The organism is Desulfomicrobium aestuarii (genome assembly GCF_055385525.1).
Genome location: NZ_AP042427.1, coordinates 2,683,092 through 2,708,465, shown reverse-complemented (window position 1 = coordinate 2,708,465; position 25,374 = coordinate 2,683,092). Strand labels below are relative to the sequence as shown.

Sequence of the window (25,374 nt, the reverse complement as noted above, 5' to 3'; positions counted from 1 at the left end):
CCCCATGGAACTGACCATCAACGACATGACCTGCGCCTTCACGCCCGGACAGACCATCCTGGACGTGGCCGCGGCCCACGGCATCTTCATCCCGACCCTGTGCCGCCTGCCGAACTGCACGCCCACGGGCGCCTGCCGCATCTGCGTGGTGGAAGTCTGGGGGGCGCGCACCCTGGTGGCGTCCTGCGCGGCCCCGGCCGCCGAGGGCATGATCGTGCACACGGACTCGGACCGCGTGCTGCGGGCCCGCCGGACCATCCTGCGCCTCATGCTCGACTCCGGCAACCACGACTGCCTGCTCTGCCCGGCGGCCGGGGACTGCGCCCTGCAGAGCCTGGCCTACCGCTACGGCGTGGGCACGGGCGCCTTCGAACGGCCTAGGCCCCGCTACCGGCCGGAAACGGGGAACCCGTTCATCGTGCGCGACTTTTCCAAGTGCATCCTCTGCGGCCGCTGCGTGCAGGCCTGCAACGAGATCCAGGTCAACGAGGCCATCGATTACGGCTACCGCGGCGCGGCCGCCAAGATCGTGGCCGGGTGCGACACGGCCCTGTCCCGGTCCGACTGCGTGTTCTGCGGCGAGTGCCTGCAGGTCTGCCCCGTGGGGGCCTTGAGCGCGAGCGATGCGCGCAGCAAACCCCGCCTGTGCGAGACCCGCCCCGTGCGCAGCACCTGTGCCTACTGTGGCGTGGGCTGCCAGGTGGACCTGCACGTGGTCGGGGGCCGCATCGCGCACGTGCGGGGCGCCGAGGACGGGCACAACGAGGGGAGCCTGTGCGTCAAGGGCCGCTTCGCCCTGGACTTCGCCTCCCACCCCGACCGCCTGAAGACGCCCCTTGTCCGCCGCGGCGGCGAACTGGTCCCCGCGTCCTGGGACGAGGCCCTGGGGCTGGTCGCCGGTCGCCTCGCCGCCATCCGCGACGCCCACGGGCCGGACAGCCTGGGCTTCCTGTCCTCGGCCCGCTGCACCAACGAAGAGAACTACCTTTTCCAGAAGCTGGCCAGGCGCATGGGCACCAACAACGTGGACCACTGCGCCCGGCTGTGCCACGCGCCCACGGTGACGGGCCTCATGCAGGCCTTCGGCAGCGGCGCGGCCACCAACCCCATGGCCGACATCGCACACGCCGAGGTCATCCTGGTCACGGGCTCCAACACCACCGAGACCCACCCGGTCTTCGCGGCCCGCGTCAAGCGCGCCGTGCGCACCGGGGCGAAGCTCGTTGTCGTCGACCCGCGCGCCGTGGGCCTGACCCGGCACGCGACCCTCTGGCTGCGCCAGGCTCCGGGCACGGACATCGCCTGGATCAACGGGCTCATGCACGTCATCCTGCGCGAGGGGCTTGAGAACCGGGAGTTCATCGCGGCCCGCACCGAGGGCTTCGAGGCCCTGCGCGACTCCCTGGCGGCCTACACGCCGGAGCGCGTGCAGGAATTGACGGGCATCCCGGCGGCCGACCTGGAGGAGGCCGCGCGCCTCTACGCCCGTGCCGGGACGGCCACCATCCTCTACTGCATGGGCATCACCCAGCACGCCTGCGGTACGGACACGGTCCAGGCCCTGGCCAGCCTGGCCATGCTCTGCGGGCACGTGGGGCGGCCCGGGGCCGGGGTCAACCCACTGCGGGGCCAGAACAACGTGCAGGGCGCCTGCGACATGGGTGCGCTGCCGAACGTGCTACCCGGCTACCGCCGCGTGGACGACGACGCGGCCAGGCGTCACGCCGAGGGGCTGTGGGGCGCGGAGCTGTGCGGGAAGCCGGGGCTGACGGCCACGGAGATGATGGCCGCGGACCGGATCCGGGCCATGTACGTCATGGGTGAGAACCCCATGGTTTCGGACGCGGACGTGGGGCATGTGCGGAGGAAGCTGGAAAGCCTGGAGTTCCTGGTGGTGCAGGACATTTTCCTGACCGAGACGGCGCGGCTGGCCGACGTCGTCCTGTCGGCGGCTTCGGCCGCGGAGAAGGACGGCACCTTCACCAACACCGACCGCCGCGTGCAGCGCGTGCGCGCCGCCGTGCCCTGCCCGGGGCAGGCCCTGCCCGACTGGCGCATCCTGAACATGCTGTCCGAACGCCTGGGCCTGGGGCCCGGGCCGGACTCGCCCGAGGCCGTCATGGCCGAGATCGCCCAGGCCGCGCCCATCTACGGCGGCATCGACTACCGCCGCATCGAGAATGAAGGCCTGGTCTGGCCCTGTCCGGACAAGGGGCATCCCGGCACGCCCATCCTGCACCGCGAGAGCTTCCCGCGCGGCAGGGGGCGGTTCGTGCCCGTGCACCCAGTGCCGCCGGCCGAGACACCTGACGAGGACTATCCTTTGACCCTAGGCACCGGCCGCGTGCTGGAGCACTACCACACCGGCACCATGACCCGCAGAAGCGAAGGCCTGAACCGCATCGTGCCCGAATGTTTCGTGGAGATGAACCCGGCCGACGCCGCACGCCTGGGCATCGTCCAGGGGCAGCGGGTGCGAGTGGCCTCGCGGCGCGGGGAGATATCGGTCAAGGCCGAGGTCACGGGGCGGGTGGCCGAGGGGCACGTCTTCATCCCGTTCCACTTCGCCGAGGCCGCGGCCAACGTCCTGACCAACCCGGCCCTGGACCCCCTGGCGCGCATCCCGGAATTCAAGGCCTGCGCGGTGCGCGTCACCCCGGAGTAGATTCCACCGCCACGAGCCAGACCGAGAATTCGGCCCCGGCCTTGAAGCCCACGCCGACCGCCCCCTTGTGCAGGTACAGGCAGTAGGCCCAGTCGGGCGAGTAGGCGCTGCTGGTGGATGACCAGTAGGCCTCCTGAGAGTTCTCGAAAGGGTGCCCGCCCGGCAGGGCAGGGTCGTGGCGCTCGGCGTCCACCAGGGACTCCAGTTCCCTGATGTTCGGCAGCCGCCAGACCAGCCCCCCCTCGTGGTACTCCCGTGCCGCCCGGATAGCCTCCTCCCACGTGCAGATTCCGCGCAGGTCCGCCGAGCGGGACCAGAGCAGGCCCGTCAGGCGGTCGCGCACTCCTTCCCCCTCCACGGCGAAGCGCGGGTCGGGCCACGGAGACCCGCGCCGCAGTTCCCTGTCCTGCCCCGTCCCTGCGCACGTCACGACGTTTCCCGCCGAGTCCCAGCACCCGCGCTGTCCGGTCCATGCCAGGAGCGAGCTTTCCCCGCGTACGGGCCAGACCATGGCGTCGCGCGTCTTGTCGCCGTAGAACATGCGCCCGCCCTCCAGATGCACGCGCCAGGCGCAGTCCGGGGCGATGACGGCCGTGGTCGAGGTCCAGTACCAGGTCTGGCTGACCGTGAAGGGGTGACCCGGCGGCAGGGCCGGACGGCGGCTGTCGTGGCTGACCACGCTCAGGAGTTCGCGGCGGTTGGGCAGCCGCCAGTCGGCGTGGCCGAAGGCCTGCTCGCGGTTCATGGCGGCCACGGCGTCCAGGGCCTCGGCCCAGGACATGGGGAAGTCCCCCACGGAGGCGACGCGCGGCCAGACCAGGCCCGTCAGACGGTCCAGTGCCAGGTCGGCGCCCTGGAGTTCGAAGCGCGGCTCGGGCCAGGGCTGCCCGGCGCGGAACTCGCCGTCCTGCCCGCTGCCGACGCAGTCCACGAGGTTGCCGGCCGCGTCGAAGCACAGCGTCTGGCCGGTGGCGGGGATGTGACGGATGGCCGGGATGTTCATGATTCTCGCGCCGGTTGAAGGGTGCTGGCCGGAACGGTCCGGCCGGGATCGCAGCCTAGCGGCGAGAGCGGGGGATGGTCAATGCGGGGCGGTTTCGCTTGTCGCCACGGCGGGCCGAAGGCTTTCGCCTCCGGCCCGCCGCAACGCTTCGCGAGTGTGTCTATCCGGGTGTGCGGAAGTAGAGCATGGACTGGGCGCTCATTTTCTTCACGATCTCCTTGCCCTCGGCTTCGAGTTCCATCTTGAGAAGATCCTTCTCCCCGAAGCGGATGGCGTCGGTCAGGCAGACCTCGGCGCACACGGGCTTCTGCCCGGTGTGCACCCGGTCCCAGCACAGGTCGCACTTGTGGGCCTTGTTCCGGGCCGCGTCGAACTGGATGACCCCGTAGGGGCAGGCCTCGATGCAGGCCCGGCCGCCCGTGCACTTCTCGGCCAGGATGCGCACGATGCCGGTCTGTTCGTCCTTGACGATGGCTTCGGCCTTGCACGCCTTGATGCACGCGGCGTTCTTGCAGTGCTGGCAGGGCATGACCCAGGAGCGGATGGAGATGTCGGGATACACGCCCTGACGGTCGCTCTCCACGCGCAGGTAATAGGGGATGGCGCCGGGCAGGGCCGATGCATGGTCGACCAGTCCCTTGGCGTTGCGGCAGGCCGCCACGCAGGTCTTGCAGCCGATGCAGCGGTCCAGGTCTATGGCGAGACTGAGTTGTTTCATGGCGTGCCTCCTTAGCTTTCCACGGTAACGCGGGTCGAGACGTGCGACTCCCCGCCGACGAGGTCCTGCCAGTCGAGGGTCATGCCCGAATCAGGTATCAGGACGTTGTCGCTGACCCCGTGACCCAGGACGGCGACCCGCCCCACGGTGGAGCCGAAGCCGTGGTGCAGGCCCAGGCAGTCGGGCCGGATGCGCTCGGTGCATTTGGCGCGGGCCTTGAGGCTGCCCGTGCGGGAGCGCAGGGTGACCATGGCCCCGTCCTCGATGCCGAGCCTCCTGGCCGTGGCGGCGTTGATGAGCACCGGGTTGTCCAGAAAGCCGCCGACCGGGTCGCGCAGCTGCGGGTTGTTGTGGGTCCACTGGCCCGAACCCTGGTGGAAGATGGTGCGGTAGGAGATGAGGATGAACGGGAACTCGCCGGCGTCGGCGTCGTATTCCGGGGCCAGCCCTACTCGCGGCAGGGCCTGGCCCGCTTCTTCGAGGTCCTCCCAGTAGAGGTGCACCTTCTTGCTCGGCGTGCCGAACCCGCCGTGTTCGTACTTGCGGAAACCCGTCGTGCCGGGCGACCACAAGCCGCCCATGTCCTGCAGCTTCCCGACCGACAGGCCCAGGCCCGCCAACTGGATGTCATAGTATTCCAGGTCGTCCTTGAAGGCGAAGTACTCCGGGCAGAGCCGCTTGCCCAGTTCGATGAAGACTTCGTTGGAATGGCGGCATTCGCCCGGCGCCTCGACCACGGGCTGGCGCAGGGCCACGCCATGGCCGAAGTTGTACCACCACGGCATGTAGAGCAGTTCCCAGCGTTCGAAGTAGCTTTTGTCCGGAAGCACGTAGTCGGCGTATTTGGAGGTTTCGGACAGCATGATCTCGTAGCTGACCAGCATTTCGAGTTGATACTGGCCCTTGTCGTCGGTCATGGTCACGGCCTTGCGCCATTCCTCCTGCCCCATTTCCGTCAGGGCCGGGTTGCATTCCGCGGTGACGAGCACCTTGAGGCCGCCGTTCTTGATGGCCTGGGCCTCGTACCAGGTCGGCTCCATGATGAAGGAGTACTTGCCGAATTTGCCCTTGTCGGGCCCGGTGCGGTGCCAGCCCTTCTCCGCCAGGCTCGGCCCGGCCGGGGCCGGCAGGACCGGGGAGAGGGGCGTCAGGTCCGGCAGGGGCTGGCCGCCGGGGTTGTCGATGTTGCCGGTCACGGCCAGGAAGTTGGTCCAGGCGTGGCCGAAGTCCAGGGCCTGGCCGAGCATGATGCCCTTGAAGCTGTCCACGCCCACGGACGGGGCCGCGGCGCACATCTCGGCCAGCTTGACGATGTCCCGGGCCGGGACGTCGCAGACGGCGCTCATGGCCTCGGGGGTCTTGTCGGCGAGATAGTCCTTGAGCTTCTCGAAGTCGCCTTCCCGTACCCAGTTCTCCACGAAGGCCTTGTTGTGAAGGCCGTTCATGACGATGTGGTGGGTCATGCCGGTAAACAGGGCCGTGTCTCCCGACGGCCTGACCGGGATCCACCAGTCGGCCTTGGCCGCGTCGGCCGTGAAGACGGGGTCGATGACCACAAGGATGGCGCCGCGCGCCTTGGCGTCCAGGATGTCCCTCGGCACGGCCGCGTCGTCCAGGCAGCCCATGGCGTGCCGGCCGGCCAGGATGATGACCCCGCCCTTGGGCACGGAGGCGAAGTTCGGCGGGATGTGATGGTTGGGCACCCCGCCCATGGCTTTGATGCAGGCCACGATCTTGGCCGAGTCGCAGTGCGGCAGGGCGGTGTTGATGAAGCCGCCGTAGGCGTTCAGGAAGCGCCATTTGGGGTCGGTGATGGAGTGGGGGAAGAAGCTGGCCGTCAGCTTGTGGGCTTCGCCCCGGTCGCGCAGGTCCCTCAGCTTGGCGGTGATGGCGTGCAGGGCCTCGTCCCAGGAGCAGGGCTCGAACTTCCCTTCGCCGCGCTTGCCGACCCGTTTCAGGGGTCTGGTCAGGCGGTCGGGGCTGTACTCCAGGGAGACCCCGGCCATGCCCTTGACGCAGGCCTTGCCGCGGGCCCTGGGGTTGCCGCGGATCTCCTTCAGCACGCCGCCCTCCACCCTGGCCAGGATGGCGCATTCGGCCTTGCATTGGTAGCACATGGTGGGAATCCATCGACTGTTCATCTCGTAACCTCCTTTGACCCTGAATCCGGGCCGGGTCCGCCCGTTTGCGGCGGTGCGGCGAGGGGGCACGTCTCGTCCGTTCGCGAGACGAGCACCCGGGCACCGAAGAAATGGTGCAGGGACATGACGGTCAGCCCCGCGAGCATGACCCACAGGCCCGCCTCGTACGCGACCTGGCTCCACGGCTTTGCGCACATGAGCAGCGTGGCCAGGGTGCATGTGCCCGTTCCGGCGATGTCGGCCCTGTCCATGCCCAGATTGAACCAGGCGCGTCCGCAGCCCTCTTCGGGGGGCGGGCACTCGAACCAGAAGCGGTTCCAGATCACTCCGAAGAGTACGGCCAGGACGGCGCCCCAGGCCATGTGCAGGGGCAGGATCAAGGCGGGGGCGGGCAGCGGCAGGATGGCCGGGATGGCCGCCGTGGCCGCCGCCGGAGGGTGGTCGGCGTCGAGGATCTGCATCAGGGCGGCCGAGATCAGTACGGCCAGGCCGAGTTTCATGGGAATGGCCATGGTGCCCCCCGCAAACAACAGGTCGCCGGCGGCTACGCCGAGCAGGCCGCCCACCGTGGCGATGAAGTGCCCGACGATGACCGACTTGGGCCGCGCCACGCGCAGGTAGGTGCAGGTGGCGCCGATGAAACAGGTGGCGGCCAGAGGGGGATAGAGGACGCCGACGCCCGTGGCCGAGCCGGCCAGGGCGATGAGGGCCAGGAATATCCCGCTTCCCAAGGAACCCCACAGGATGCGCGACAGGGAGATGACCCCCGGACGGTACACGTCCCGTCTGAATTCCCGCCTGTTTGGCCGGACCAGCCGTATCTCGATCATGGCGTCTCCCCGTCGTTGCGTCATTGCCGGTTGGCGCGGGCATGCGCATGTCCGTTTGAAGAGAGTGCCTGAAAGCGGACAAAAGGTTCGGACGAAGTTCTTGCGGGGGATCTAGTTGGCTCGGGGGAGGAGCAGGGCGTCCAGGTCGCAGGGGCGGTCGAGGATGCCGCTCTGCAGGGCCATGCCCATGACCTGGCGGGCCCTGGCGCTGTCCGGGGCGAGGTCGCGGAATGTCACGAAGCCGCGTTCGAGGACCAGGGCGGCCGCGTACTTGTTTACGCCGGTGAAACGGGCCTGGATGGCCGCGCTCTCCATGGGGTGCGCATGGGCGTAGTCCGCGGCGGCCAGGAGCAGCTTCAGGTAGCCGTCCAGCAGTTCCGGCTTGCCGCGCGCGAAATCGCTGCGGACGGCGAGAATGCAGCAGACATGGTCCGGCGCCAGGTCATGGGAGCGGATGAGGACGGTGCCCGTCCCGGCGTTTTCGGCCATGAGCCCCCAGGGTTCGGAGCAGAAGAAACCGTCCAGGTTTCTGCGGGCCAGGGGACGGGCCATGCAGGAGGGGCTGAGATAGACGGGACGGAAGGGCCTGCCCCCTGGCCCCAGGCCCAGGACGGATCGCAGCAGCATGCCGTGCGTGGACAGAGGGTGGGGCAGCCCCATGGTTGTCCCGGCAAGATCGCGGCCCGGGAAGCCGTGGCGGCCCTGGTCCCTGGTCATGGATTTCTGCATGGTGATGGCGCTGCCCTCGTGGTGCCCGTCGAGGGCCCATCTCAGGGGAACGCCCCGGTTGTGCAGGACCATGGTCAGGGGCGCCATCATCATGGCCGCGTCCAGTGCTTCGTTGACCATGGCCTTGGTCAGCTCCGACCAGGACGTGAACCTGCGCAGGCTGACATGAAAGGCGGCCTGGTCGTGACGCTGCTGGGCGATCATGGGGAGAAGGTGGTCGGAGATGGGAAGGCAGCCGACGCGGATGGTCTGCGCGTCATGGCCGGCAACGGCGCGCATCATCCTTTCGCGGGTATCGTGCAGACGGCGCTTGATGGTGCCCACGGGCACGCCCAGGGCCGAGGAAATGTCTTCGTAGGAGCGTCCAAGCAGGTAGCGTTGCACGGCTGCTTCCCGATAGACTCCCGGCAGGGAGGCGAGAAGGGAACGGATCATGTCGCGGGTCTGGAAGCGGGCGTAGTGTTCCCAGGGGTCCAGGTCGTCGGAGGGCAAGTCCTCGATGTTGTCCAGGTCGGAGGTCAGAATGTCCGGCGGGTGGGCGCGGAGCATGCGGCGGCAACTGTTGGTCACGATGCCGCGCAGCCAGGCGGGGAAGGCGTCGGGATTGCGCAGGCCGGTCAGATGAAGCCAGGCGGTCAGGAATGCGTCCTGCAGCGCGTCCTCGGCCAGGGTCGGATCGCGCAGCCGACGTACGGCCACGGCTTTGGCCATGTCGGAGAAACGGCGCACGAGTTCTTCGAAGGCGGTTCTGTTGCCGCCTCCGGCCGAACGAGCCAGTTCCTGATAGGTTTTCATGGCCGGCGGCTCCGCGAGCGTGAGGGAGGATGTTGCGATCCTAATACGTTTTTACCGGGATGCAAAGATGGCGTGAACTCGAGGCGGAAGGCCCAGCCGGGGGCAGCCTTGGGAGCACGCTGCGTGCGGTCTGCGGGGATGAAGGGCGAAAAAAAGCCCAGGCGAATGCGTTCGCCTGGACCGGGAATTTCGGGAAAGATGGTATTGGGCCGGGCTTACGCCGCCTTGGTGGCCCTCACGCTCTGGGGCATCTGTACGCCCACGCCGTAGCGGCCGGAGTACAGGCCCTCCTGGGGCGCGCACCAGCGGACCATGCCGACGCAGTGGGTTTCGCCGAGACGCTGGGCGTTTTCCAAGCCGGGACGGAAGCGGATCTTGACGGGTTCCCCTTTGGTCAGGGGGTGGTCAAGTTCGACCATCAGGCCTCCATCACTGTAGTTGACGACTCGCGACGGGAAGGGGCCTTTGCCGCCGGCGTACAGTTCGATGCTGCACGGCTCCAGACTGGCTTTGCGGGGGGCGCTTCGTTTTTCGGTCATGGCGTGTCTCCTTCCGGTTCGACGAAAAAAACGGCTGTCTTACATATATGTCAGGCATGGATTCTTGTCCAGATTCGTATGACAAATATTTTGCCGTGTCGTGATGGAGCCGCATATTCGGCGCTGCAGTCGGCTGCCGGTGGGATGATGTTCGGGCCGCGCCTGGGCGGTGCGTCATGTTCAGGCGGGGGGAGCGAGATCGCGCATGAGGCGGACCACGGCCAGCTCCTTGGCCTTGGCCTCCACGTCCACGGTCATGGTGCGGCCCAGCCAGCAGGCCGGGAAATCCGCGGGGTCGATGTAGTCTGCATGGGGCTTGGGCTTGTTCTTCCATCCTTCACGGGGCGAGGAGACGTGGCAGTACTGTTCCCGTCCCTTCCAGGTGGCGGCGGCCAATGTCGTGGCCTCGGCCTCGTCCAGGCCGTCCGGGTTGCAGCGGTGGTGATGGACGTCATAGACCAGCGGCAGGCCGAGTTCCCCGCACACGGGCAGCAGGTCGCGCACGGAGTAGGTCACGTCGTCGTTCTCCAGGGTCAGGCGGGAGGACACGCCTTCGGGCAGGTCCCGGACCACGGCGGCCAGGCGTTTCAGGGCGGCCGCCTTGTCGCCGTAGGCCCCGCCGGCGTGGATGTTGATGACGTCCGCCCCGGTCAGGTCCGCCAGGAAGGCCTGGTAATCCAGTTCCCGCACGGAGCTTTCGATGACGTGGGCGTGGGGCGAGGACAGGACCACGAACTGGTCCGGGTGGAAGCTCAGGCGGACGTCGCGGGCCCGCGCGAAGTCCCTGACATCGGCCATGTTGCGGGCGATGGCCCCGGCATCGGGCAGGTCCTCAAGATTGTAGCCGACCTCGGGGTGGGTCATGCGCGGGAAGAGGGGCGACATGATGCGGAAGGCCCCGATGCCGAGCCGGTGCGCCGTCCTGACGGCCAGGAGCAGGTTTTGGGCGTTGTGCAGGCAGACGGCCGAAGCCTTGGCCAAGGCGTCGCGGCGGCTCAGGGCCGAGAGGGCCTTGGCCGTGGTGGCGCGGAAGGTCACGGGTTCGGCCACGAAAAGGCAGCACAGTCCGAAGCGCATACTGGTCCCTGCGGAAGCGAAAGGGTTTAGTGAACGACGGGCAGTTCGGCCCAGGACGTGGTGTAGCGGGGGGAGCGGCGCTCCTGGCGCATGTGCCATTCCTTCCTGCCCAGGCCCGAGGCGGCCAGGGCCAGGGTGCCCCGGCCGTGCATGGTGTTGACGCGGTCCATGACGCGCATGAGGGCGTCGCGCCGCGCCTTGTCCTCGCCGCGGGGCTCCAGGAAGGACAGCTGGCGCTGGCCCGCCGGGGCGAGGTCCAGCAGGATCACTCCGGCCTTCTGGTACCTGTAGCCGGGCTTGTGGATCTCGCGCAGGATCTGCAGGGCCGGCCCGTGCAGGACCAGGGTGTCGGCCGTGGGCGCGGGCAGGGCGCGGCCGCGGCTGGCGGAGTATTGGGGCCCCGGCTGGAAGCGGTTGGTCTCCAGGAAGACCTGCACGGCCCCGGCCACCAGTCCCTTGCGGCGCAGCTTCTCCGCGGCCCGTTGCACATAGGCCGAGACGGCCTCCTCCAGGCTCGTGAGGCTCTCGACGCGCGTGCCGAAGGAGCGGGAGCAGACCAGGGACCGGGCCGGCGGCGGGGCGTCCTCCAGGGCGATGCACGGGATCTGGCGCAGTTCGAGAACCGTGCGCAGGCCCGTCACGGTCAGCTGGCGGCGGACCCAGTCGTCGGGGCGGCGCTTGAGGTCCAGGGCGGTGCGCACCCCGCAGGCGGCCAGGAAGCGCGCGCTCCTGCGGCCGATGCCCCACACGTCGCCGGGCTCCGTGGCGTGCAGGAACTGGTCGATGTCCTCCTCGTCCTCCAGCAGGCGCACGCCGTCGCCCTTCTTGGCCAGGCGGTTGGCGACCTTGGCCAGGGTCTTGGTCCGGGCGATGCCCACGCCCACGGGGATGCCCGTCCATTTCTTCACCGTGGCGCGGATTTCGCGGGCCGTGTCCACGAGGCTGCGGCTGTCCAGGCCCTTGAGGCGCAGGAAGCACTCGTCGATGGAGTAGACCTCGGCTTCGGCGGAGAAGAGGCCCAGGGTGCGCATGACGCGGGCCGACATGTCGCCGTAGAGGGCGTAGTTGGAGGAGAGGACGCGCACGCCGCTACGGGCGTAGAAGTCCTCGCGTTTGTAGGCCGGCTCGCCCATGGCTATTCCCAACGCCTTGGCCTCGTTCGAGCGGGCGATGACGCAGCCGTCGTTGTTGGACAGCACTATCACGGGCTTGCCTTCCAGGGACGGGTCGAAGACGCGCTCGCATGAGGCGTAGAAGTTGTTGCAGTCGACCATGAGGTAGAAGTCGCGCACTAGAGCCTCCGCACCACTCCCGAGACCACGCCCCAGACGTGCAGGTCCTGCTCGGCGGCCACGGCGATGGGCCGGTAGCGGGGGTTCTCCGGGGCGAGGAAAATCTGGCCGTCCTTGCGGATCAGCCGCTTGACCGTCAGTTCGCCGTCCAGGACCGCGACCACGATCTTGCCGGGCACGGGCTCCTCGGAGCGGTCCACGACGAGAATGTCGCCGTCGCTGATGCCCGCGCCGGACATGGAGTCGCCGCTGACCCTGACCATGAATGTGGCGGCCGGGTTACGGACCAGATAGGTGTTCAGGTCCAGGGCCGTTTCGATGTAGTCGTCGGCCGGGGAGGGGAAGCCGGCGGAGATGCGCTCCAGATACAGGGGCGTGGCCCCCCCGGATTCGCTCACGGCCCGGCCCAGGATCTCGACCCTGTCGCGGCCGGTCTGGTTCAGGTTCAGAATGTTGGACATGGGCCGACCTTGCCGCCGGCCTTGGCTTCCGTCAACGCCGGGATTAGAACGACCCCTGACGATCGGACGAACATACATAAATGCCCATAGGTACCGGGCCCTTGTGGAGAATACATGACCATCACCGCCTGCACCCTGGATTGCCCCGACGCCTGCTCCATCGTGGCCGAAAACGGCCCCGGCGGGCTGCGCCTGCGCGGCAACCCCGACCATCCCTTCACCCGCGGCTTCGCCTGCCCCAAGCTCGACGTGCACCGCCGCAGGCTCGCCAGCCCCCACCGCCTGCGCTCCCCACGCCTGAAGACGGACGGCGTGTGGCGGGACATCGGCTGGGACGAGGCCCTGGACCTCTGCGCCCGCAAGATCGCCCAGTACCGCGACGAGCCGCGCTCCATCCTGCATGTGCGCGGGTCCGGCAACCGCGGCGTGGTCAAGTTCCTCTCGACCCTCTTCTTCCGCACCCTGGGCGCCTCGGGCCTGCACGGCTCCCTGTGCGACGAGGCCGGCATCACGGCCTGCGTCGAGGACTTCGGGGCCCTGCGCCACAACGACATCGTCGACATCCTGAACACGTCGGCCCTGGTCAACTGGGGCCGCGACCTGAAGCGGGGTTCCGTGCACACCGCGGCCATGGTCCGCCGGCTGCGCAAGGCGGGCGTGCCCGTGGTGACCATCGCGCCGGGCGCGGACACGGCCGAGGGGTTCACGGACCGCTTCGTGCGCATCAGTCCCGGCACGGACCGCTTCCTGGCCGCGGCCGTGCTGCGCGAGGTGCTGCGGCGCAAGGGCGTGGCGCCGGAGGTGGCGGCGGCCTGCCGTGACCTGCCCGCCTTCCGGGCGCTTCTGGACGGCTGCGGGAATGAACTGCTTCGGTGGTGCGGGGCGTCCCGCGAGGACGCGGACTTCCTGGCCGGTCTGTATGCGGGAGCGGAACCCGTGGCCTCCCTCCTGGGCTGGGGCATGCAGCGCTACCGCTTCGGCGGGCAGAACGTGCGCTTCGTCAACGCCCTGGCCATGCTCTCGGGGCAGGTGGGCCGAAGCGGCGGGGGCGCCTACTACAACCTGAGCTCCATGGCCAACTTCGACGTGCCCTGGAAGGCGGCCACGAGCTACGGCCGCACGCTGCTCATGCCCGACCTGGCCCGCGAGATCGGCCGCGCCGACCCGCCCGTGCGCATGGCCTGGGTGGAATGCATCAACCCGGCCAACCAGTTCCCCGAGGCCGGCGCGGTGGCCCGTGCCCTGGACGGCCTCGATTTCGTCGTGGTCTGCGACGCCTTCATGACCGACACGGCCGAGGTCGCGGACCTGGTCCTGCCCGTGGCGCTGATGCTCGAACAGGACGATCTGGTGGGCTCCTTCCTGCACGAGTACGTGCAGTGGAGCGGCAAGGCTGTCGAGCCCCCGGCGGGCGTGCGTACGGACTACGACATCCTCGCGGACCTCTGCCGACGGCTCGGCCTGTCGCTGCCGGAGCCCGAGGAGGCCCTGCGGCAGGCTCTGCGCTCTCGCACCCTGGACACGACCCTCGAAGAGCTGCGGGCCGCGGGCTACGCCCGCTCGATCCATCCGGCCGTGGCCTTCGAGGGCCTGCGCTTCGGCCACGCCGACGGCCTGTACCGCCTACCCGCCCGGCTGGACCCGCCCCAGGACCCGCCGGCCGGGTACCCGCTGCAGCTTTTGACCCTCATCAACCGTCGCTTCGTTCATTCCCAGATCCTGCCCGAGGACCAGGCCGCGCGGCCCGTGGTCGGCGTGCACCCGGACACGCTGAACGGATTAGAGCTCGAACCCGGTCCGGGCCGTCTCGTCACGGAACTCGGGTTCCTGGACGTGGAACTGGCCGCGGACGCGGCCGTGCACCCGGACTGCGTCGTCTACCGGCGCGGGCCGTGGGGCAAGTTCGGGGGCGGGGTGAACCGCATCATCCGGGCGGTGGAGACGGACATGGGCGGGGGCAGCGCCTTCTACGAGCAGCGCTGCCGCCTGGAGGGACCCTAGTAGCGGCCGTTCTTGACCGTGGTCACGTAGGTTTCGAGGGCGGGGTCGTCCTCGGCGTTGTCGCCGGGGGTGGAAGGGTCGGCCCACTCGAAGCGTCCGTCCCGCCAGACCACGGTGGTACGCCGGGCCTTGAAGGCCGGGTCCACATAGACGACCTGCAGCGTGCCGTCGACGTCGTAGGCCGAAACGTCGCAGACGATGCCGACCTTGGTGAAGGCCTGGCCGTGGATCGTCACGGGGTAACCTGTTCTGAGTTTGGGACGCATGTTCGATGCTCTGTCTGACTGTGCGTTGAGGAAGCCCTCGCGGGGCTGACCGGACGCTAACGCGGTTTTTTCGTTCTGCAAAGAAAAAAGTCGGGAGCGGAGCGCCCTGACGCTTGTCCGCGGAAGGCAGGCCCGTGGGGACCGTTCAACGCCAGCTGGAAGGCGGTGTCTGCGCGTGCCGGAGTTCCGCGTTCTCCGGGGTGCTTCCGGGCTGCACCGGCAGTTCCACGGTGAAGCAGGCCCCTCCCGCGGAGCCCGGTGCGGCGTGGATTCTTCCGCGGTGCCCGCTGGTCACGATGAAGTAGCTCACGGCCAGGCCGAGGCCCGTGCCTTCCCCGGGCTTCTTGGTGGTGAAGAAGGGTTCGAAGATGCGTCTGAGCGCTTCGGGCGGGATGCCCGGGCCGTTGTCCTCGACCTCGACCCGGACCCAGCCTTGACGCGGCGCGGAGATGCGGACCTCGACGCGCGGCTCCCCGCCGGGGGGCGGGGCGGAGGCCATGGCCTGGGCCGCGTTGCGGAACAGGTTCAGAAAGACCTGCTCCATCTCCGTCTCGCTGCAGAAAACGGCGGGCACATCGGGCTCCTCCGCGATGTCGACGCGGATGCTGCGGAAGTCGTAGCGCTTCTTCAGGTCGTAATCGCTGCGGGCCAGGTTCAGCGCCTTTTCCGCGATGTCGCGCACGCGGCACATGGTGCGCCTGGATTCCCCGCGCCGGCTGAAGTCGAGCATGTTGCGCACGATGAAGGCCGCTCTGACGCCGGCTTCGCGGATGTCCTGGATGAAGACGTCGAGCTTGCGGGCCTTCATGTAGCTGTCCATGAGCCCGAGATCGAGGCCGACGGCCTCGGCCGCCTCACGGTTCTTGGGGAAATCGGGCCGGGTCCTGAGCGTCAGGTTTTCGGCGGCCTGCATGATGATGCCCAGGGGATTGTTGATTTCGTGGGCGATGCCCGTGGCGATGCCGCCGACGGAGATCATTTTTTCGGACTGGATCAGCATTTCCTGGATTTTCTTCTGCTCCGTGATGTCGTGGCAGGACGCCAGGTGATGGCGCTCGCCGCCGATGTCCAGGATTTGGCTCGAAAGCACGCAGTCCAGGATGCGTCCGTCCCTGTGCCGCATCTGCAGTTCGTAGTCCTTGACCTCCCCGCCCCGGAGCAATTCGCCGAGAATCGTGTCGCGATCGCTCTGGCGGGCGTAAAGCCCAGCTTCCAATGCGGTTTTCCCCAGCAGGTCCTCCCGGGCATGGCCGAAGAGCCGCACGCAGGCCTCGTTGACCTCCCTGATGCGCTCGCTCTCCGTCTGCACGAGAAGAATGGCTTCCGGCGATGACTGGAAGAGCTGGATGAACGTCTTTTCGGACTGTCTGAGCTTCTCTTCGACCTCGATCCGGGCGGAGATGTCGCGGGCCACGCCGAGGACCAGCAGGTAGCCGTTCTCCTGGAAAACGGTGGTCTGAACCTCCACCGGAAACACGGTGCCGTCCTTCTTGCGGTGGGCGCCTTGAAGCATCGCGGCCCCCTTTTCGTTCAACATGTCGACGACCTGCCCGAAACCTTCGGCCGAGGCATGGATGTCCACGTCCCAGACGTTCAGGGACGTGACCTCCTCGAACGTGTACCCGAGACTCTGGCAGGCCTCGTTGTTGGCGTCGATGATGCGGCCGGACCGGTCGGCCAGGAAGATGGCGTCCAGAGCGTTGTCCACCAGACGCCGGTACCGGGCTTCGCTGTCCTGCAGGGCCTTTTCGGCTCGCAGGCGGCCGTCGATCATGGCGTTGGCCGTGGCGGCCAGCTCCTCCAGTTCGGTGTAGGGCTGCGACTCGGGCACGAGGGCCGCCCCGAACCGTCCGGCCTGGCTGAAAAAGTCCATGAAGACGGCCAGGCCGTCCCTGAGCCGCGCCGTAGCGCGTCGGGCGGCGATGTATTGGCCGAGGAAGACGATGCCGAGCAGGCCGAGCAGCATGGCGGTGTGCTTAAGGCTGTTGGCCATGATGTCTTGCCGATTGCGCGCGATCTCCGCCTCGACGGCGTCGAGGTTGACGCCCGCGCCGACGATCCAGCCCCAATCATTCACCAGGGTTACGTAGCTCAATTTGCGGTGTGGGGTGATGCCCTCGATGGGCGGCATGACGTATTCGATGAAGCCGCCGCCTTTCTTGGCCGTGGCGATGAGTTCCTGCACGACCTTCAGTTCGTTGGCGTCGGTCGCCGCGAGCATGTTCTTGCCCTTGGCCGGCCCGGCAAGCGCGACGCCGTCCAGGGTGCCGGCAAAGAGGTACCCCCCGTCGCCGAAACGCTCCTGCTCCAGTTGCATCAGTATTTCGGCCTTGAGGTCGTTCTCGACATCCTCAAGATATTCCCCGGTGCCGATGAGCCAGTCGAGGGCGGGAAAGTGGCGGATGTAGGCGAGCTTGCGGTGGTCGCGCCCCGGACTGCCGGGTTTGGTCCAGAAATATTCGTAATAATCCGCGCCCCGTTCCCTGGCGATGCGGATCATGTCCCGGATGACGGGTTTCCCCGACTCGTCCTTCATGTCCAGGAGGTTCCGTTCCTCGAACTCCGGCCGGTCGGCGAAGAGCTGCTCCACCCCGTCGAGGCCCGTGGCGAAGAAGTAGCCCCGCCCGTTGTTGTAGCGGATGGGGCGCAGGGCCTCGCGGATCATCCCGGCCAGATCCTCCCGCCCCATGCGCCCCGAATTGTGCCGGTAGAGGTTGTCGGCCACGGCCCAGGCCTCATCGACCCGGTCCCGGATGTTCTCCCGCAGGGAGTCTTCGAGGTTGCCGCGCCGCTTTGCGACCGCGGCCAGGAAGAGTTCCACTTCGTGCCTGACTTCGCCCTTGCGTATCTCGAGGAATTCCTGTCGGTATTCTGCGCTGTCTTCCTCGAAATGGTAGACGTCGTCGCTGATCCACAAGGCGCCCAACAGCAGCAGACTAACGGTCGAAATGAGAGACGTGAAGCGCAGGAACGCGCTAGGGATGCTGGTCTTCTGCTTCCGGGACATGAAGCCTCGCTGACGTCGACGGGGGTGAATTCATGGGGGCGGCGTCGCCCTGGATATTTCTTACGCGAGTCGGAAGAGAAAGCGCAAGGGCGCAAGGCATCCCGTGCCTCGCGCTTCGGATGCGCGGACATGGCCCGGAACGGGAAGCGTCCCGCGAAAGAGACGCTTCCCGGCAATGGTGGACGAGGAATTGCGGATGACGGTGCGGAGTCAAAGAGTTCGCTGCGTCACGGGGACGCGGTTCAAAAGCTTGCCCTGTCTTCACGAGGTGCAGGCCACGTCGTCACTTCCAGTCCAGCAAGCGCTGCTGCCCTTTCAGGGCGCGGATGGCGGTGACGTCCTGGCTGACTTCGAGGCAGCCCAGATACCGGCCCTCGCGTCTGACCGCGAAATAGCGGATGTGGATGAACCGTCCGCCCAGCTCGATCCAGAATTCGGCCGTGTCGCGCTCCCCGCTCTTGAACCGCGCCAGGATCTCCTCGACCATGTGCACGCTCTTGGGCGGATGGCATTTGGACACCTCGCGGCCGATGATGCCCTCGCTGCGCGGGAAGATCCGTTCCTCGGTCTGCGAGAAGTACTGCACGCGGTCGTCGGGGCCGACGAAGGTCATGTCCACGGGCAGGTGCTTGAGCAGGGCGTTGATCACCTCGGGCTCCATGCGTCCGCAGTCGAGCTGTATCAGGCCGGTGGCTCCTCCGCCGGAAGTGGTCGTCCCGGCGGCAGGAAGCCACGCATCGCCCGGGTCCACCCAGGCGAAGCCGATCTCCGCCTCGCCCCGCCTGACCTTGCGCCAGTCCTCCTCGGAAAAGGCCTCGAAGACCATGGGGAAGAGGATGCGCTCCTCCTTGAAGACCATGTCGCGCACGGCCAGGACCAGCTCGGACACGGCCTCCGCGGCCGGAGCGTGCTCTGCGGACTCCAGGCAGGCCTGGGCCTTCTTGAACATGGCCCGGATGTCGTCATGGATCTCCCACATGACCTGCGGCGGGGCCGTCAGGCCGTGAGCCTCCATGATGGGGAAGAGCTGGTTCTCCTTGCGCTCGTAGTGGCGGATGATGGCGGCCAGGTCCGCGACCCCGTTCTTCAGGGCATTTCGCGCCCCCGAATACCCGAGCTCGTCCCGGACGCCGCCCAGGATCGTGGACAGATTCGCCGCCTTTTCCTCGGCCAGGGCGTTCTCGGCCTGGAAGGTGCGGATGGGGTGCCCGTCGGGCAGGAGCGGCAGTTCGGGCTTGTCGGCGTCGGCGGTGAAGAGTTCGACGTGCAGGTTGCACAGCTTCTTGATCTCAGACTCCGGGATGCCCTCGGCCACGAGGCGCTGCTCCATCGCGCCGACCTCGGCCGGGGAGACGTCCTTCAGCAGCGCGTGAAATTCCTGCCGCAGGCTGTCGAGGGATTCGCCCCCGTGCAGGCGCATGACGATGCCCTTGAAGGCCTCGATCCGCTCCTCGCGTGACACGCCCCGCGCCTGCTCCGCCCGCCCGCCGCTGTTGACCAGGGTGACGGAGTCGTTGGATTTCCTGAATATCTCCACCGCGATGCCGGCAAGAAAATCGTCCGGGTCGAGTCCGCCCAGGGCTGCGGCCTTGGAGACCGAGGCGAAGGAGGCCACGGTCTTGCGCAGGAAGGGGTTTTCCAGCTTGGAGAACTTCGGCGACTGCTTGACCAGATATTCGAGCAGAAAAGGGTACGCGTCGAGCAGGTCGCCGATTTTCGTTTTCGTCGAGAGTTCCATGATGCCTCCGGGGTTGAGGTTCCGCCCGTCCGATGAGGGGGAAATCGTGCGGATGGGCGGGTCAGGCATGGACCATAGCTGAAGAATCGCGGGGAGTGCAACTATCGTCCGTTGCAGCCCGGATGCTTGAAAGGGAGGCGTGGAGGAATTTCGGCCAAGAAAAAGGGCCCGGATTTTTCATCCAGGCCCTGACTTTTCCTGTGGTGGAGATGAGGGGGATCGAACCCCTGGCCTCCGCATTGCGAACGCGGCGCTCTCCCAGCTGAGCTACATCCCCAGGCGTGGGAAGCCTGATAGGTGGTGCGGGCCCGGTTGTCAACAGCCGAACGCCTGAAAAGCGTTCTGGACTGCGTTGCTCACCGATTTTGAAGGGCTCATGTAGACGGCTACACTTCGCCCTCCAAAATCGGTTCGCGCCTTGCCAGAACGCTTTTCAGGCCTTCGGCGCATTTCAGATCAGGTAGCTCTGCAGAGTCATGCCCACGGGTACCGGGGCCTTGTCCTGGTAGATGTCCCAGTAGGTTTGCCTGGCCTTGCCCAGGGCGTGGTACATGGGGTGGTCGGTCTGGGCGCGCAGCTCGCCGCAGGGCGCGTTGTTCTCGTCGACCATGATCAGGCGCTGGGCCCGGTTCAGGATGCCCGCCGTGCCGATGGAGGCGATGGCCGCGATTTCCCCGGCCTCGGCCCGGGCCATGAACTCGCCGTAGGTCATGTCACGCTCCTCCACGGGCACGCCGTCCTCGCGCAGGATGGCGCAGATGCCCTGGATGGTGACCGAGGGGAGGATCAGCGGGCTCTCGGGGATCTTCACCACCGTGCCGTCCGCCATGGCGATGAGGCAGCAGGACGAGTCCCATTCCGTGATGCGGCGGTCGCGCAGCGGCAGGTCCAGACGGTCGTCCAGGAACAGGGCGGAGCTGGCCTCGGGCAGGATGCTCTTGGCCTCGTCCACGGCCTTGACGCTCAGGAGGTAGTTCACGCCGAGCTTGAGGTTGCCCGTGCCGTTGGCGCCCACGGCCCGCACCAGGTTGGGCACGACCACGCCGCTGAAGGGCTCGCCCAGGTAGCGGTCGTAGGTGCAGGTGACCATGCGGATGGACGGGCGCTCGGGGAAGGTCACGCCGATGGACTGGGACTCGTCCACGGTGAAGGGCCGCAGGTAGCCCTGGCCGCCGGTCTCGCCCATGTCCCTGATGAAGTCCGCCAGTTCGGGGCTGCGCAGGTAGTGCAGGATCAGGCCTTGGAGCTCCTCTTCGGTCGGCACCAGCGTCTGCTGCGCCGTGCCGAGGTTGAAGGAGATGGAGCGGCGGAAGCGCTGCAGGTTCTTGTGCAGGTTCAGGAACTGGATGTGCAGGCTGCCGTCCTCGGCCGGGCCGATGAAGTAGCGGATGCCCTCGAAGGCCAGACAGATCCCGTAGTGGATGGAGCGGGATACCGCCGGGACCTTGTCGGTCGTGGGCACCATGGCGAAGGCCTTGTCGTGGAGCGTGTAGCGTGCCTGGGAACCGGCCCATTTGATGCCTTCGAAACCGGCCATGGGTCCTCCTGATGCGTGTCGGGTTGATGGTTGCGAGTGGTGCGTCCGTTGTCCTGAAAATCGAGGTTCTTACGGCGCGGCGCGGTGCGCCTCTTTGGGCCCGGGCCCGCCGGCGACGTAGGTGTGCAGGGGCAGAGCCCCTTCCTCGCCGTCGCAGCGGTCGAGGATTGGGGTCAGAAAACCCCAGCACAGCTCCACGGCGTCCTGGCGCCAGAAGAGGGTCTGGTCGCCGGTAATGCAGTCCAGCAGCACCTTGGCGTAGTCGTCCAGACGCCCGAGGCCCGAGGCCGCGCCGTAGGAGAACTCCATGGACTGGCCCTGCAGGCACAGCCGGGAGCCCTGGCCCTTGGTCTGGACTTCCAGGCGGACCACCTCGTGGGGGTGGATGCCGATGACCAGCCTGTTGGGCGGGATGGCGCCGCCGTGAGTCTTGCGGAACATGGACACGGGCACGCTCTTGAACTGCACCGTTATTTCGGTGTGCTTGGCCGCCAGGCGCTTGCCCGAGCAGAGATGGAAGGGCACGCCCTGCCAGCGCCAGTTGTCCAGATAGACCTTCATCCAGGCGAACGTCGGCGTGGCCGAGTCCGGCCGCACGCCGGGCTCCTGCAGGTAGCCGGGCACGGGTTTGCCGTCGACCATGCCCGGCCCGTACTGGCCCAGGATCAGCTGCTCGTCCAGGCGCTCCAGGTCCAGGGGGCGCAGGGCGCGGAAGACCTTGGAACGCTCGTCGCGGACCAGCTCGGCGTCGAACAGGGACGGCGGCTCCATGGCGCACAGGGCCAGGAGCATCATCATGTGGTTCTGGAACATGTCCCGCAGGACCCCGGCCTGGTCGTAGAACCCGGCGCGGTGGCCGATGCCGAGGTCCTCGGCCGCGGTGATGCGGATGTGGTCGATGTAGCGGCGGTTCCAGACGGGCTCGAAAAGGGCGTTGGCGAAGCGCAGCAGCAGGACGTTCTGCACCGTCTCTTTGGCCATGTAGTGGTCGATGCGGAAGATCTGGCTCTCCCGGAAATAGCGGTGCAGGACCTCGTCGAGCTCACGGGCCGTGGGCAGGTCGCGGCCGAAGGGCTTTTCCACGACGATGCGCACGCGCCGGTCCTCGTCCTGCCGGGCCAGGCCGGCCTCGCCGATGGCCGTGGCCAGGGGGATGTAGGCCGACGGCGGCACGGCGAGGTAGAACAGGCGGTCCTTCGCGCCGCCGTCCAGCTCGTTCAGGGCCAGGGCCAGGAAGCGGGCCGAGGCGGGGTCCTCGGGGTCCATGCGCAGGTAGCTCACCCTGGGGGCGAGATCCGCCAGGCACGAGGCGGGAACGGCCCCGGCCAGCCTGTCGCCGAGCAGATTCCTGTACTGCTCCGTGTCCATTTCCGTGCGGCCCACGGCCAGGATGCGCGTGTCGTGGCTCAGGAGCTGGTTGCGGCACAGGGAGGCCAGGGCGGGGTAGATCTTGCGCATGGCCAGATCCCCGGTGGCGCCGAAGACGACCAGGCTGACGGGGTCGGCCTGGGCCTGCACGGGACAGGATAACTGATCTGTCATGGGGCTCCCCTGGGGATGAATGTCCGGTTCCGGAGCCGTCAGAAATAGCAGGACGAAGCCAAAACGCAAGCCCTGCCGCCAGCCGCTCCACCAGCGCTCCGTCGGCGCGGCGGGGATGCGGCCGGTTCAGCGGAAGAAGAGGGCCACCCCGCAGAGGGTGACCAGGGCGCCGACGACGCTGCGGCGCGAAACGGGATGCCCGCCCAGCCGGGCCAGGCCCAGGGCGAAGAGGGGGCTGACGGAGATGAGGGTCTGGGCCACGGCCGCGCTGGTCAGCTTGAGGGAAGCCTGCTGCAGCCAGATGCCCAGGAACGTGCCCAGGAACACGGCCAGGGTGAAGAGGGCCCAGCCGTGGCGTGCGGTACCCACGGCCCGCCAGGTTTCGCGGTTCAGCACCAACCCTGGCCTGATTATGGGCATGACGGCCCACAGCACGAGGCTGGCGGCGCCCAGGCGGACCAGAGCGGCCCACAGGGGCGTGACCTCGGAGGTGACCATGACCTGCCGGGAAAGGATCATGCCGAGGGCCTGGCACAGGGCGGCCAGGGCGGCGAAGGCCAGGCCGGGGAGGTTGGGGCGCTGGCGCGGCCGGTGCTCCGTGACCACCCACAGGATGCCCGACACCGTCAGGAGGATGCCGCACCAGCCGGCGATGCCGATGGATTCCCCCAGCAGGCACATGCCGAGCACGCCCGTCAAGGGCGGTGCCAGGGACTCGATCAGGAGCGTCTGGCTGGGGCCGATGCGCTTGATGGCCGAGAAATACGCGCTGTCGCCTATGCTGATGCCCACGACGCCGCTGCCGGCCAGCCACAGCCACTGCGACGCCGTCAGGTCCGGCGCGGAGTCGCCCAGGACCAGGATGGTCGCCATGAGCATGGCCACGGCGATGGCGCCCTTGACCAGGTTCAGGAACACGGCCGGGGCGCGGTTGCCCGTGCGGGTGTAGAGGAAGGTCGCCACGGACCAGATGAAGGCCGCGGCCAGGGCCGCGACCTCACCGGCGAAGGGCAGGGTCATCCCTGGGCCAGCGTGGCCGTTTCGTTGGCGAAGAAGAGCTCCTTGTCGAAGGGCCCGAAGCTCCCGGTTTCGGCCATGAGGGTGAAATACTCGACCCGGGAGTAGCGCCGGGTCAGCTCCGGGCGCACGCCCATGAGGGCGTAGTAGTCGGCCTTGCGCATGGGCCGGTCGCTTTCGGTCAGGTCGTAGACGCCGCCCTCGACCTCGGCCCAGGCGTGGACCACGAAGCCGGGTCCGCCGGGCACCCAGCCGTGGACGACCTCGGCCGCTTCGCTCTCGCTGCAGATTTCCATGGCCGCCGCAAAACACTGTTCCCTGAAATGCATGATCATGCCTCCGCGTTGATGCTGTCCATGACGGCTGCGCCCAGGGCGTTGCCGACTTCGTAATGGTCCGGGAAAACGACCTCGGTGCCCAGGCGCTCGGCCACCGCCGGCAGCAGGAACGGCGCGGCCGCGCCGATGCCGATGATCCGCGCCTTGAGGCGGATGGAAATGTCCAGGAGGGGGCTGTGCCCGGTCTGGCCCATGAACCTGGCCAGGGCCGGCCCGACTTCGCGCGTGCTCAGGGCTTCGAGGATGGTGGCGGCGATGGTCCCTTCGGCCTTTTCGAGCACCCGGAGGCAGAACTCCTCGGGGGCCATGCCGCACAGTTCCGCCAGGACCTTCGCCCCCCGCAGGGACGCCTCCGCGTTGCCGAGACTGAGGCGCCCCAGCACGTGCAGAGCGTCCGTTGGCGTGAAGCCGCAGGACACGACCCTTCGTGCGGCCTGCAGCCGGGCGATGGCCTTCTCCAGGCTGGATTCGGCCATGCCGATGTCCCGGCGCAGCTGCCAGGGCGTGGCCGGGCCGCGCTCCGCCAGCCGGAGCAGGATGGGGTCGTCGCCGGGGACGGCCCCTGGGGCCAGGTGCACGCATTGCCCGCGCATGTCCGTCCCGAGCCAGTCCGCCGGGTTCTCCACGGCGTCGAGGGGCGCGCCATCCAGATGCAGCCCGGCCTGGGACAGGGGCACGACCCGGGCCGGGCCGAGGGAGATCAGTCCGTTCGAGACCTGCGCCACGCTGTCCCCGCCCAGGCCCACGGTGTACATCTCCACGGCCTGCACATGGGTGCGCCAGGCGCCGATGGTCATGCCCTCCTCGCGGATGACGGGGCGTCCGTCGCGGATGAGGGTGATGTCCGTGGTGGTGCCGCCCACGTCGACGATGACGGCCGTGTCGCCGGCCGCGGCGTCGGCGCCGAACAGGGCCGTGGCCGCCGGGCCGCTGGCCACGGTGGAGGAGGAGTTGCGCAGGGCCTGGTCCAGGTCCATGCTCTTGCCGTCGCCGCGCACGATGCGCACGGGGCAGGAGAGGCCCAGACGCTGCATGGAGCGGGCGATGCTCTGCAGAAAGTCCTGCATGACGGGCAGCAGGCGGGCGTTCAGCACGGCCGTGGAGGCGCGCTCCTCGATGCCGGGCAGGCTGCTGGCCTGGTGGGAGCAGAACACGGGCTTGGGGTCCGTCAGTTCGATGGCCTTGGCCGCGACGAGCTCGTGGGTCGGGTCGTCGAAGGCCAGCAGGGCGCAGACGGCGTAGGCGTCCACATGGCCGCGCATGGCGGAGATGCCCTTCAGCAGAAACTCCATGCCCAGAGGTTCGACCTCCACGCCCCGGGCCTTGTGACCGCCGGGAATGAAGCGCGAGTCGGCCGCCGGGACGTGCAGGCGCTTGTCGTGCCCGATGACGAAGAGGCCGACCTCGGCGCCCTTGTCCTCCACCAGGGCGTTGGTGGCCAGGGTGGTTGACACCGTGACCCGCCCGATCCGCCCCGGTTCCGCGCCCGAAGCGGCCAGGACGTCCGCGAGGGCGCGGCCGATGGCCAGGGCCGGGTCGTGGGCCGTGGTCGGCGCCTTGGCGCAGGCCTGGACCCGGCCGGTGCGCCGGTCGAGGACCACGGCGTCGGTGTAGGTGCCGCCGGTGTCGATGCCGATGACGAAATGCTCTGAGGACATGATCGTTTCCTTGAAAGGTG

Annotated in this window: 19 protein-coding genes and 1 tRNA gene; 2 read left to right on the top strand and 18 right to left on the bottom strand. The window is 68.1% G+C overall.

The window, feature by feature from the left end; translation table 11 throughout:
• Positions 1-4: 4 nt before the first annotated feature.
• Positions 5-2,665, top strand: coding sequence for a formate dehydrogenase subunit alpha (gene fdhF / locus ACZ5AC_RS12255; RefSeq protein ID WP_464247884.1), 2,661 nt, complete (start codon positions 5-7; stop codon positions 2,663-2,665).
• On the opposite strand, the gene ACZ5AC_RS12250 is transcribed toward fdhF, so the two are convergent.
• The 9 genes from ACZ5AC_RS12250 to ACZ5AC_RS12210 form a co-directional block, all read right to left on the bottom strand.
• Positions 2,652-3,668: an Lcl C-terminal domain-containing protein gene (locus ACZ5AC_RS12250; RefSeq protein ID WP_464247883.1), complete on the bottom strand. Its 1,017-nt coding sequence runs from the start codon at positions 3,666-3,668 to the stop codon at positions 2,652-2,654. The two genes, fdhF and ACZ5AC_RS12250, sit on opposite strands and share 14 nt — an antisense overlap.
• 160 nt (positions 3,669-3,828) lie before the next feature.
• Positions 3,829-4,386, bottom strand: a complete 558-nt coding sequence (locus ACZ5AC_RS12245) for a 4Fe-4S dicluster domain-containing protein (protein WP_464247882.1) — start codon at positions 4,384-4,386, stop codon at positions 3,829-3,831.
• 11 nt (positions 4,387-4,397) lie between these two features.
• Positions 4,398-6,527, bottom strand: coding sequence for a molybdopterin-containing oxidoreductase family protein (locus tag ACZ5AC_RS12240; RefSeq protein ID WP_464247881.1), 2,130 nt, complete (start codon positions 6,525-6,527; stop codon positions 4,398-4,400).
• Entirely contained in the window at positions 6,524-7,357 is an 834-nt protein-coding gene (locus ACZ5AC_RS12235) for an HPP family protein (protein WP_464247880.1), read from the bottom strand. The genes ACZ5AC_RS12240 and ACZ5AC_RS12235 overlap by 4 nt, the downstream gene beginning before the upstream one ends.
• Positions 7,358-7,468: 111 nt before the next feature.
• On the bottom strand, positions 7,469-8,881 hold the full coding sequence (locus ACZ5AC_RS12230) for a sigma-70 family RNA polymerase sigma factor (RefSeq protein ID WP_464247879.1): 1,413 nt from the start codon (positions 8,879-8,881) through the stop codon (positions 7,469-7,471).
• A gap of 215 nt (positions 8,882-9,096) precedes the next feature.
• Positions 9,097-9,420: a PilZ domain-containing protein gene (locus ACZ5AC_RS12225; RefSeq protein WP_464247878.1), complete on the bottom strand. Its 324-nt coding sequence runs from the start codon at positions 9,418-9,420 to the stop codon at positions 9,097-9,099.
• Positions 9,421-9,600: 180 nt separating this feature from the next.
• The gene (gene uvsE / locus ACZ5AC_RS12220; RefSeq protein ID WP_464247877.1) at positions 9,601-10,497 is read right to left on the bottom strand and encodes a UV DNA damage repair endonuclease UvsE; all 897 of its coding nucleotides are present in this window, start codon (positions 10,495-10,497) and stop codon (positions 9,601-9,603) included.
• Between the two features lie 26 nt (positions 10,498-10,523).
• The gene (locus ACZ5AC_RS12215) at positions 10,524-11,789 is read right to left on the bottom strand and encodes a Y-family DNA polymerase (protein WP_464247876.1); all 1,266 of its coding nucleotides are present in this window, start codon (positions 11,787-11,789) and stop codon (positions 10,524-10,526) included.
• Positions 11,789-12,250: a LexA family protein gene (locus tag ACZ5AC_RS12210; protein ID WP_464247875.1), complete on the bottom strand. Its 462-nt coding sequence runs from the start codon at positions 12,248-12,250 to the stop codon at positions 11,789-11,791. Before ACZ5AC_RS12210 ends, ACZ5AC_RS12215 begins: the two co-directional genes overlap by 1 nt.
• Before the next feature lie 114 nt (positions 12,251-12,364).
• Here ACZ5AC_RS12210 and ACZ5AC_RS12205 point away from each other — a divergent pair, with 114 nt between their 5' ends.
• Positions 12,365-14,251, top strand: coding sequence for a molybdopterin-dependent oxidoreductase (locus ACZ5AC_RS12205; protein ID WP_464247874.1), 1,887 nt, complete (start codon positions 12,365-12,367; stop codon positions 14,249-14,251).
• Here ACZ5AC_RS12205 and ACZ5AC_RS12200 read toward each other — a convergent pair.
• From ACZ5AC_RS12200 to ACZ5AC_RS12160, 9 genes are all read right to left on the bottom strand, one after another.
• Entirely contained in the window at positions 14,248-14,517 is a 270-nt protein-coding gene (locus tag ACZ5AC_RS12200) for a hypothetical protein (RefSeq protein WP_464247873.1), read from the bottom strand. The two genes, ACZ5AC_RS12205 and ACZ5AC_RS12200, sit on opposite strands and share 4 nt — an antisense overlap.
• 145 nt (positions 14,518-14,662) lie before the next feature.
• Positions 14,663-17,524: a cache domain-containing protein gene (locus tag ACZ5AC_RS12195; protein WP_464247872.1), complete on the bottom strand. Its 2,862-nt coding sequence runs from the start codon at positions 17,522-17,524 to the stop codon at positions 14,663-14,665.
• A 283-nt stretch (positions 17,525-17,807) separates the two neighbouring features.
• A complete protein-coding gene (locus ACZ5AC_RS12190; protein ID WP_464247871.1) occupies positions 17,808-19,262 on the bottom strand; it encodes a DUF438 domain-containing protein in 1,455 nt (484 codons plus the stop codon).
• Positions 19,263-19,463: 201 nt separating this feature from the next.
• Positions 19,464-19,539: transfer RNA gene (locus tag ACZ5AC_RS12185), tRNA-Ala, on the bottom strand.
• Between the two features lie 174 nt (positions 19,540-19,713).
• Positions 19,714-20,799 (bottom strand): aminotransferase class IV, encoded by a 1,086-nt coding sequence (locus ACZ5AC_RS12180; protein ID WP_464247870.1) that lies wholly within the window; start codon positions 20,797-20,799, stop codon positions 19,714-19,716.
• A gap of 69 nt (positions 20,800-20,868) precedes the next feature.
• Positions 20,869-22,341, bottom strand: coding sequence for a glucose-6-phosphate dehydrogenase (zwf, locus tag ACZ5AC_RS12175; protein WP_464247869.1), 1,473 nt, complete (start codon positions 22,339-22,341; stop codon positions 20,869-20,871).
• A 126-nt stretch (positions 22,342-22,467) separates the two neighbouring features.
• Positions 22,468-23,361 (bottom strand): DMT family transporter, encoded by an 894-nt coding sequence (locus ACZ5AC_RS12170; RefSeq protein WP_464247868.1) that lies wholly within the window; start codon positions 23,359-23,361, stop codon positions 22,468-22,470.
• On the bottom strand, positions 23,358-23,687 hold the full coding sequence (locus ACZ5AC_RS12165) for a hypothetical protein (RefSeq protein WP_464247867.1): 330 nt from the start codon (positions 23,685-23,687) through the stop codon (positions 23,358-23,360). Before ACZ5AC_RS12165 ends, ACZ5AC_RS12170 begins: the two co-directional genes overlap by 4 nt.
• Before the next feature lie 2 nt (positions 23,688-23,689).
• On the bottom strand, positions 23,690-25,354 hold the full coding sequence (locus ACZ5AC_RS12160; protein WP_464247866.1) for a hydantoinase/oxoprolinase family protein: 1,665 nt from the start codon (positions 25,352-25,354) through the stop codon (positions 23,690-23,692).
• Positions 25,355-25,374: the final 20 nt, after the last annotated feature.

What these genes read in the sequence shown, in the direction of transcription:
- ACZ5AC_RS12165 (WP_464247867.1), bottom strand. Translation starts at nt 23,687, where the DNA reads ATGCATTTCAGGGAACAGTGTTTTGCGGCGGCCATGGAAATCTGCAGC.
- uvsE (WP_464247877.1), bottom strand. Translation starts at nt 10,497, where the DNA reads ATGCGCTTCGGACTGTGCTGCCTTTTCGTGGCCGAACCCGTGACCTTC.
- ACZ5AC_RS12190 (WP_464247871.1), bottom strand. Translation starts at nt 19,262, where the DNA reads ATGGAACTCTCGACGAAAACGAAAATCGGCGACCTGCTCGACGCGTAC.
- ACZ5AC_RS12225 (WP_464247878.1), bottom strand. Translation starts at nt 9,420, where the DNA reads ATGACCGAAAAACGAAGCGCCCCCCGCAAAGCCAGTCTGGAGCCGTGC.
- ACZ5AC_RS12245 (WP_464247882.1), bottom strand. Translation starts at nt 4,386, where the DNA reads ATGAAACAACTCAGTCTCGCCATAGACCTGGACCGCTGCATCGGCTGC.
- ACZ5AC_RS12250 (WP_464247883.1), bottom strand. Translation starts at nt 3,668, where the DNA reads ATGAACATCCCGGCCATCCGTCACATCCCCGCCACCGGCCAGACGCTG.
- ACZ5AC_RS12230 (WP_464247879.1), bottom strand. Translation starts at nt 8,881, where the DNA reads ATGAAAACCTATCAGGAACTGGCTCGTTCGGCCGGAGGCGGCAACAGA.
- ACZ5AC_RS12195 (WP_464247872.1), bottom strand. Translation starts at nt 17,524, where the DNA reads ATGTCCCGGAAGCAGAAGACCAGCATCCCTAGCGCGTTCCTGCGCTTC.
- ACZ5AC_RS12235 (WP_464247880.1), bottom strand. Translation starts at nt 7,357, where the DNA reads ATGATCGAGATACGGCTGGTCCGGCCAAACAGGCGGGAATTCAGACGG.
- ACZ5AC_RS12205 (WP_464247874.1), top strand. Translation starts at nt 12,365, where the DNA reads ATGACCATCACCGCCTGCACCCTGGATTGCCCCGACGCCTGCTCCATC.
- ACZ5AC_RS12160 (WP_464247866.1), bottom strand. Translation starts at nt 25,354, where the DNA reads ATGTCCTCAGAGCATTTCGTCATCGGCATCGACACCGGCGGCACCTAC.
- ACZ5AC_RS12200 (WP_464247873.1), bottom strand. Translation starts at nt 14,517, where the DNA reads ATGCGTCCCAAACTCAGAACAGGTTACCCCGTGACGATCCACGGCCAG.
- zwf (WP_464247869.1), bottom strand. Translation starts at nt 22,341, where the DNA reads ATGACAGATCAGTTATCCTGTCCCGTGCAGGCCCAGGCCGACCCCGTC.
- ACZ5AC_RS12210 (WP_464247875.1), bottom strand. Translation starts at nt 12,250, where the DNA reads ATGTCCAACATTCTGAACCTGAACCAGACCGGCCGCGACAGGGTCGAG.
- fdhF (WP_464247884.1), top strand. Translation starts at nt 5, where the DNA reads ATGGAACTGACCATCAACGACATGACCTGCGCCTTCACGCCCGGACAG.
- ACZ5AC_RS12240 (WP_464247881.1), bottom strand. Translation starts at nt 6,527, where the DNA reads ATGAACAGTCGATGGATTCCCACCATGTGCTACCAATGCAAGGCCGAA.
- ACZ5AC_RS12180 (WP_464247870.1), bottom strand. Translation starts at nt 20,799, where the DNA reads ATGGCCGGTTTCGAAGGCATCAAATGGGCCGGTTCCCAGGCACGCTAC.
- ACZ5AC_RS12170 (WP_464247868.1), bottom strand. Translation starts at nt 23,361, where the DNA reads ATGACCCTGCCCTTCGCCGGTGAGGTCGCGGCCCTGGCCGCGGCCTTC.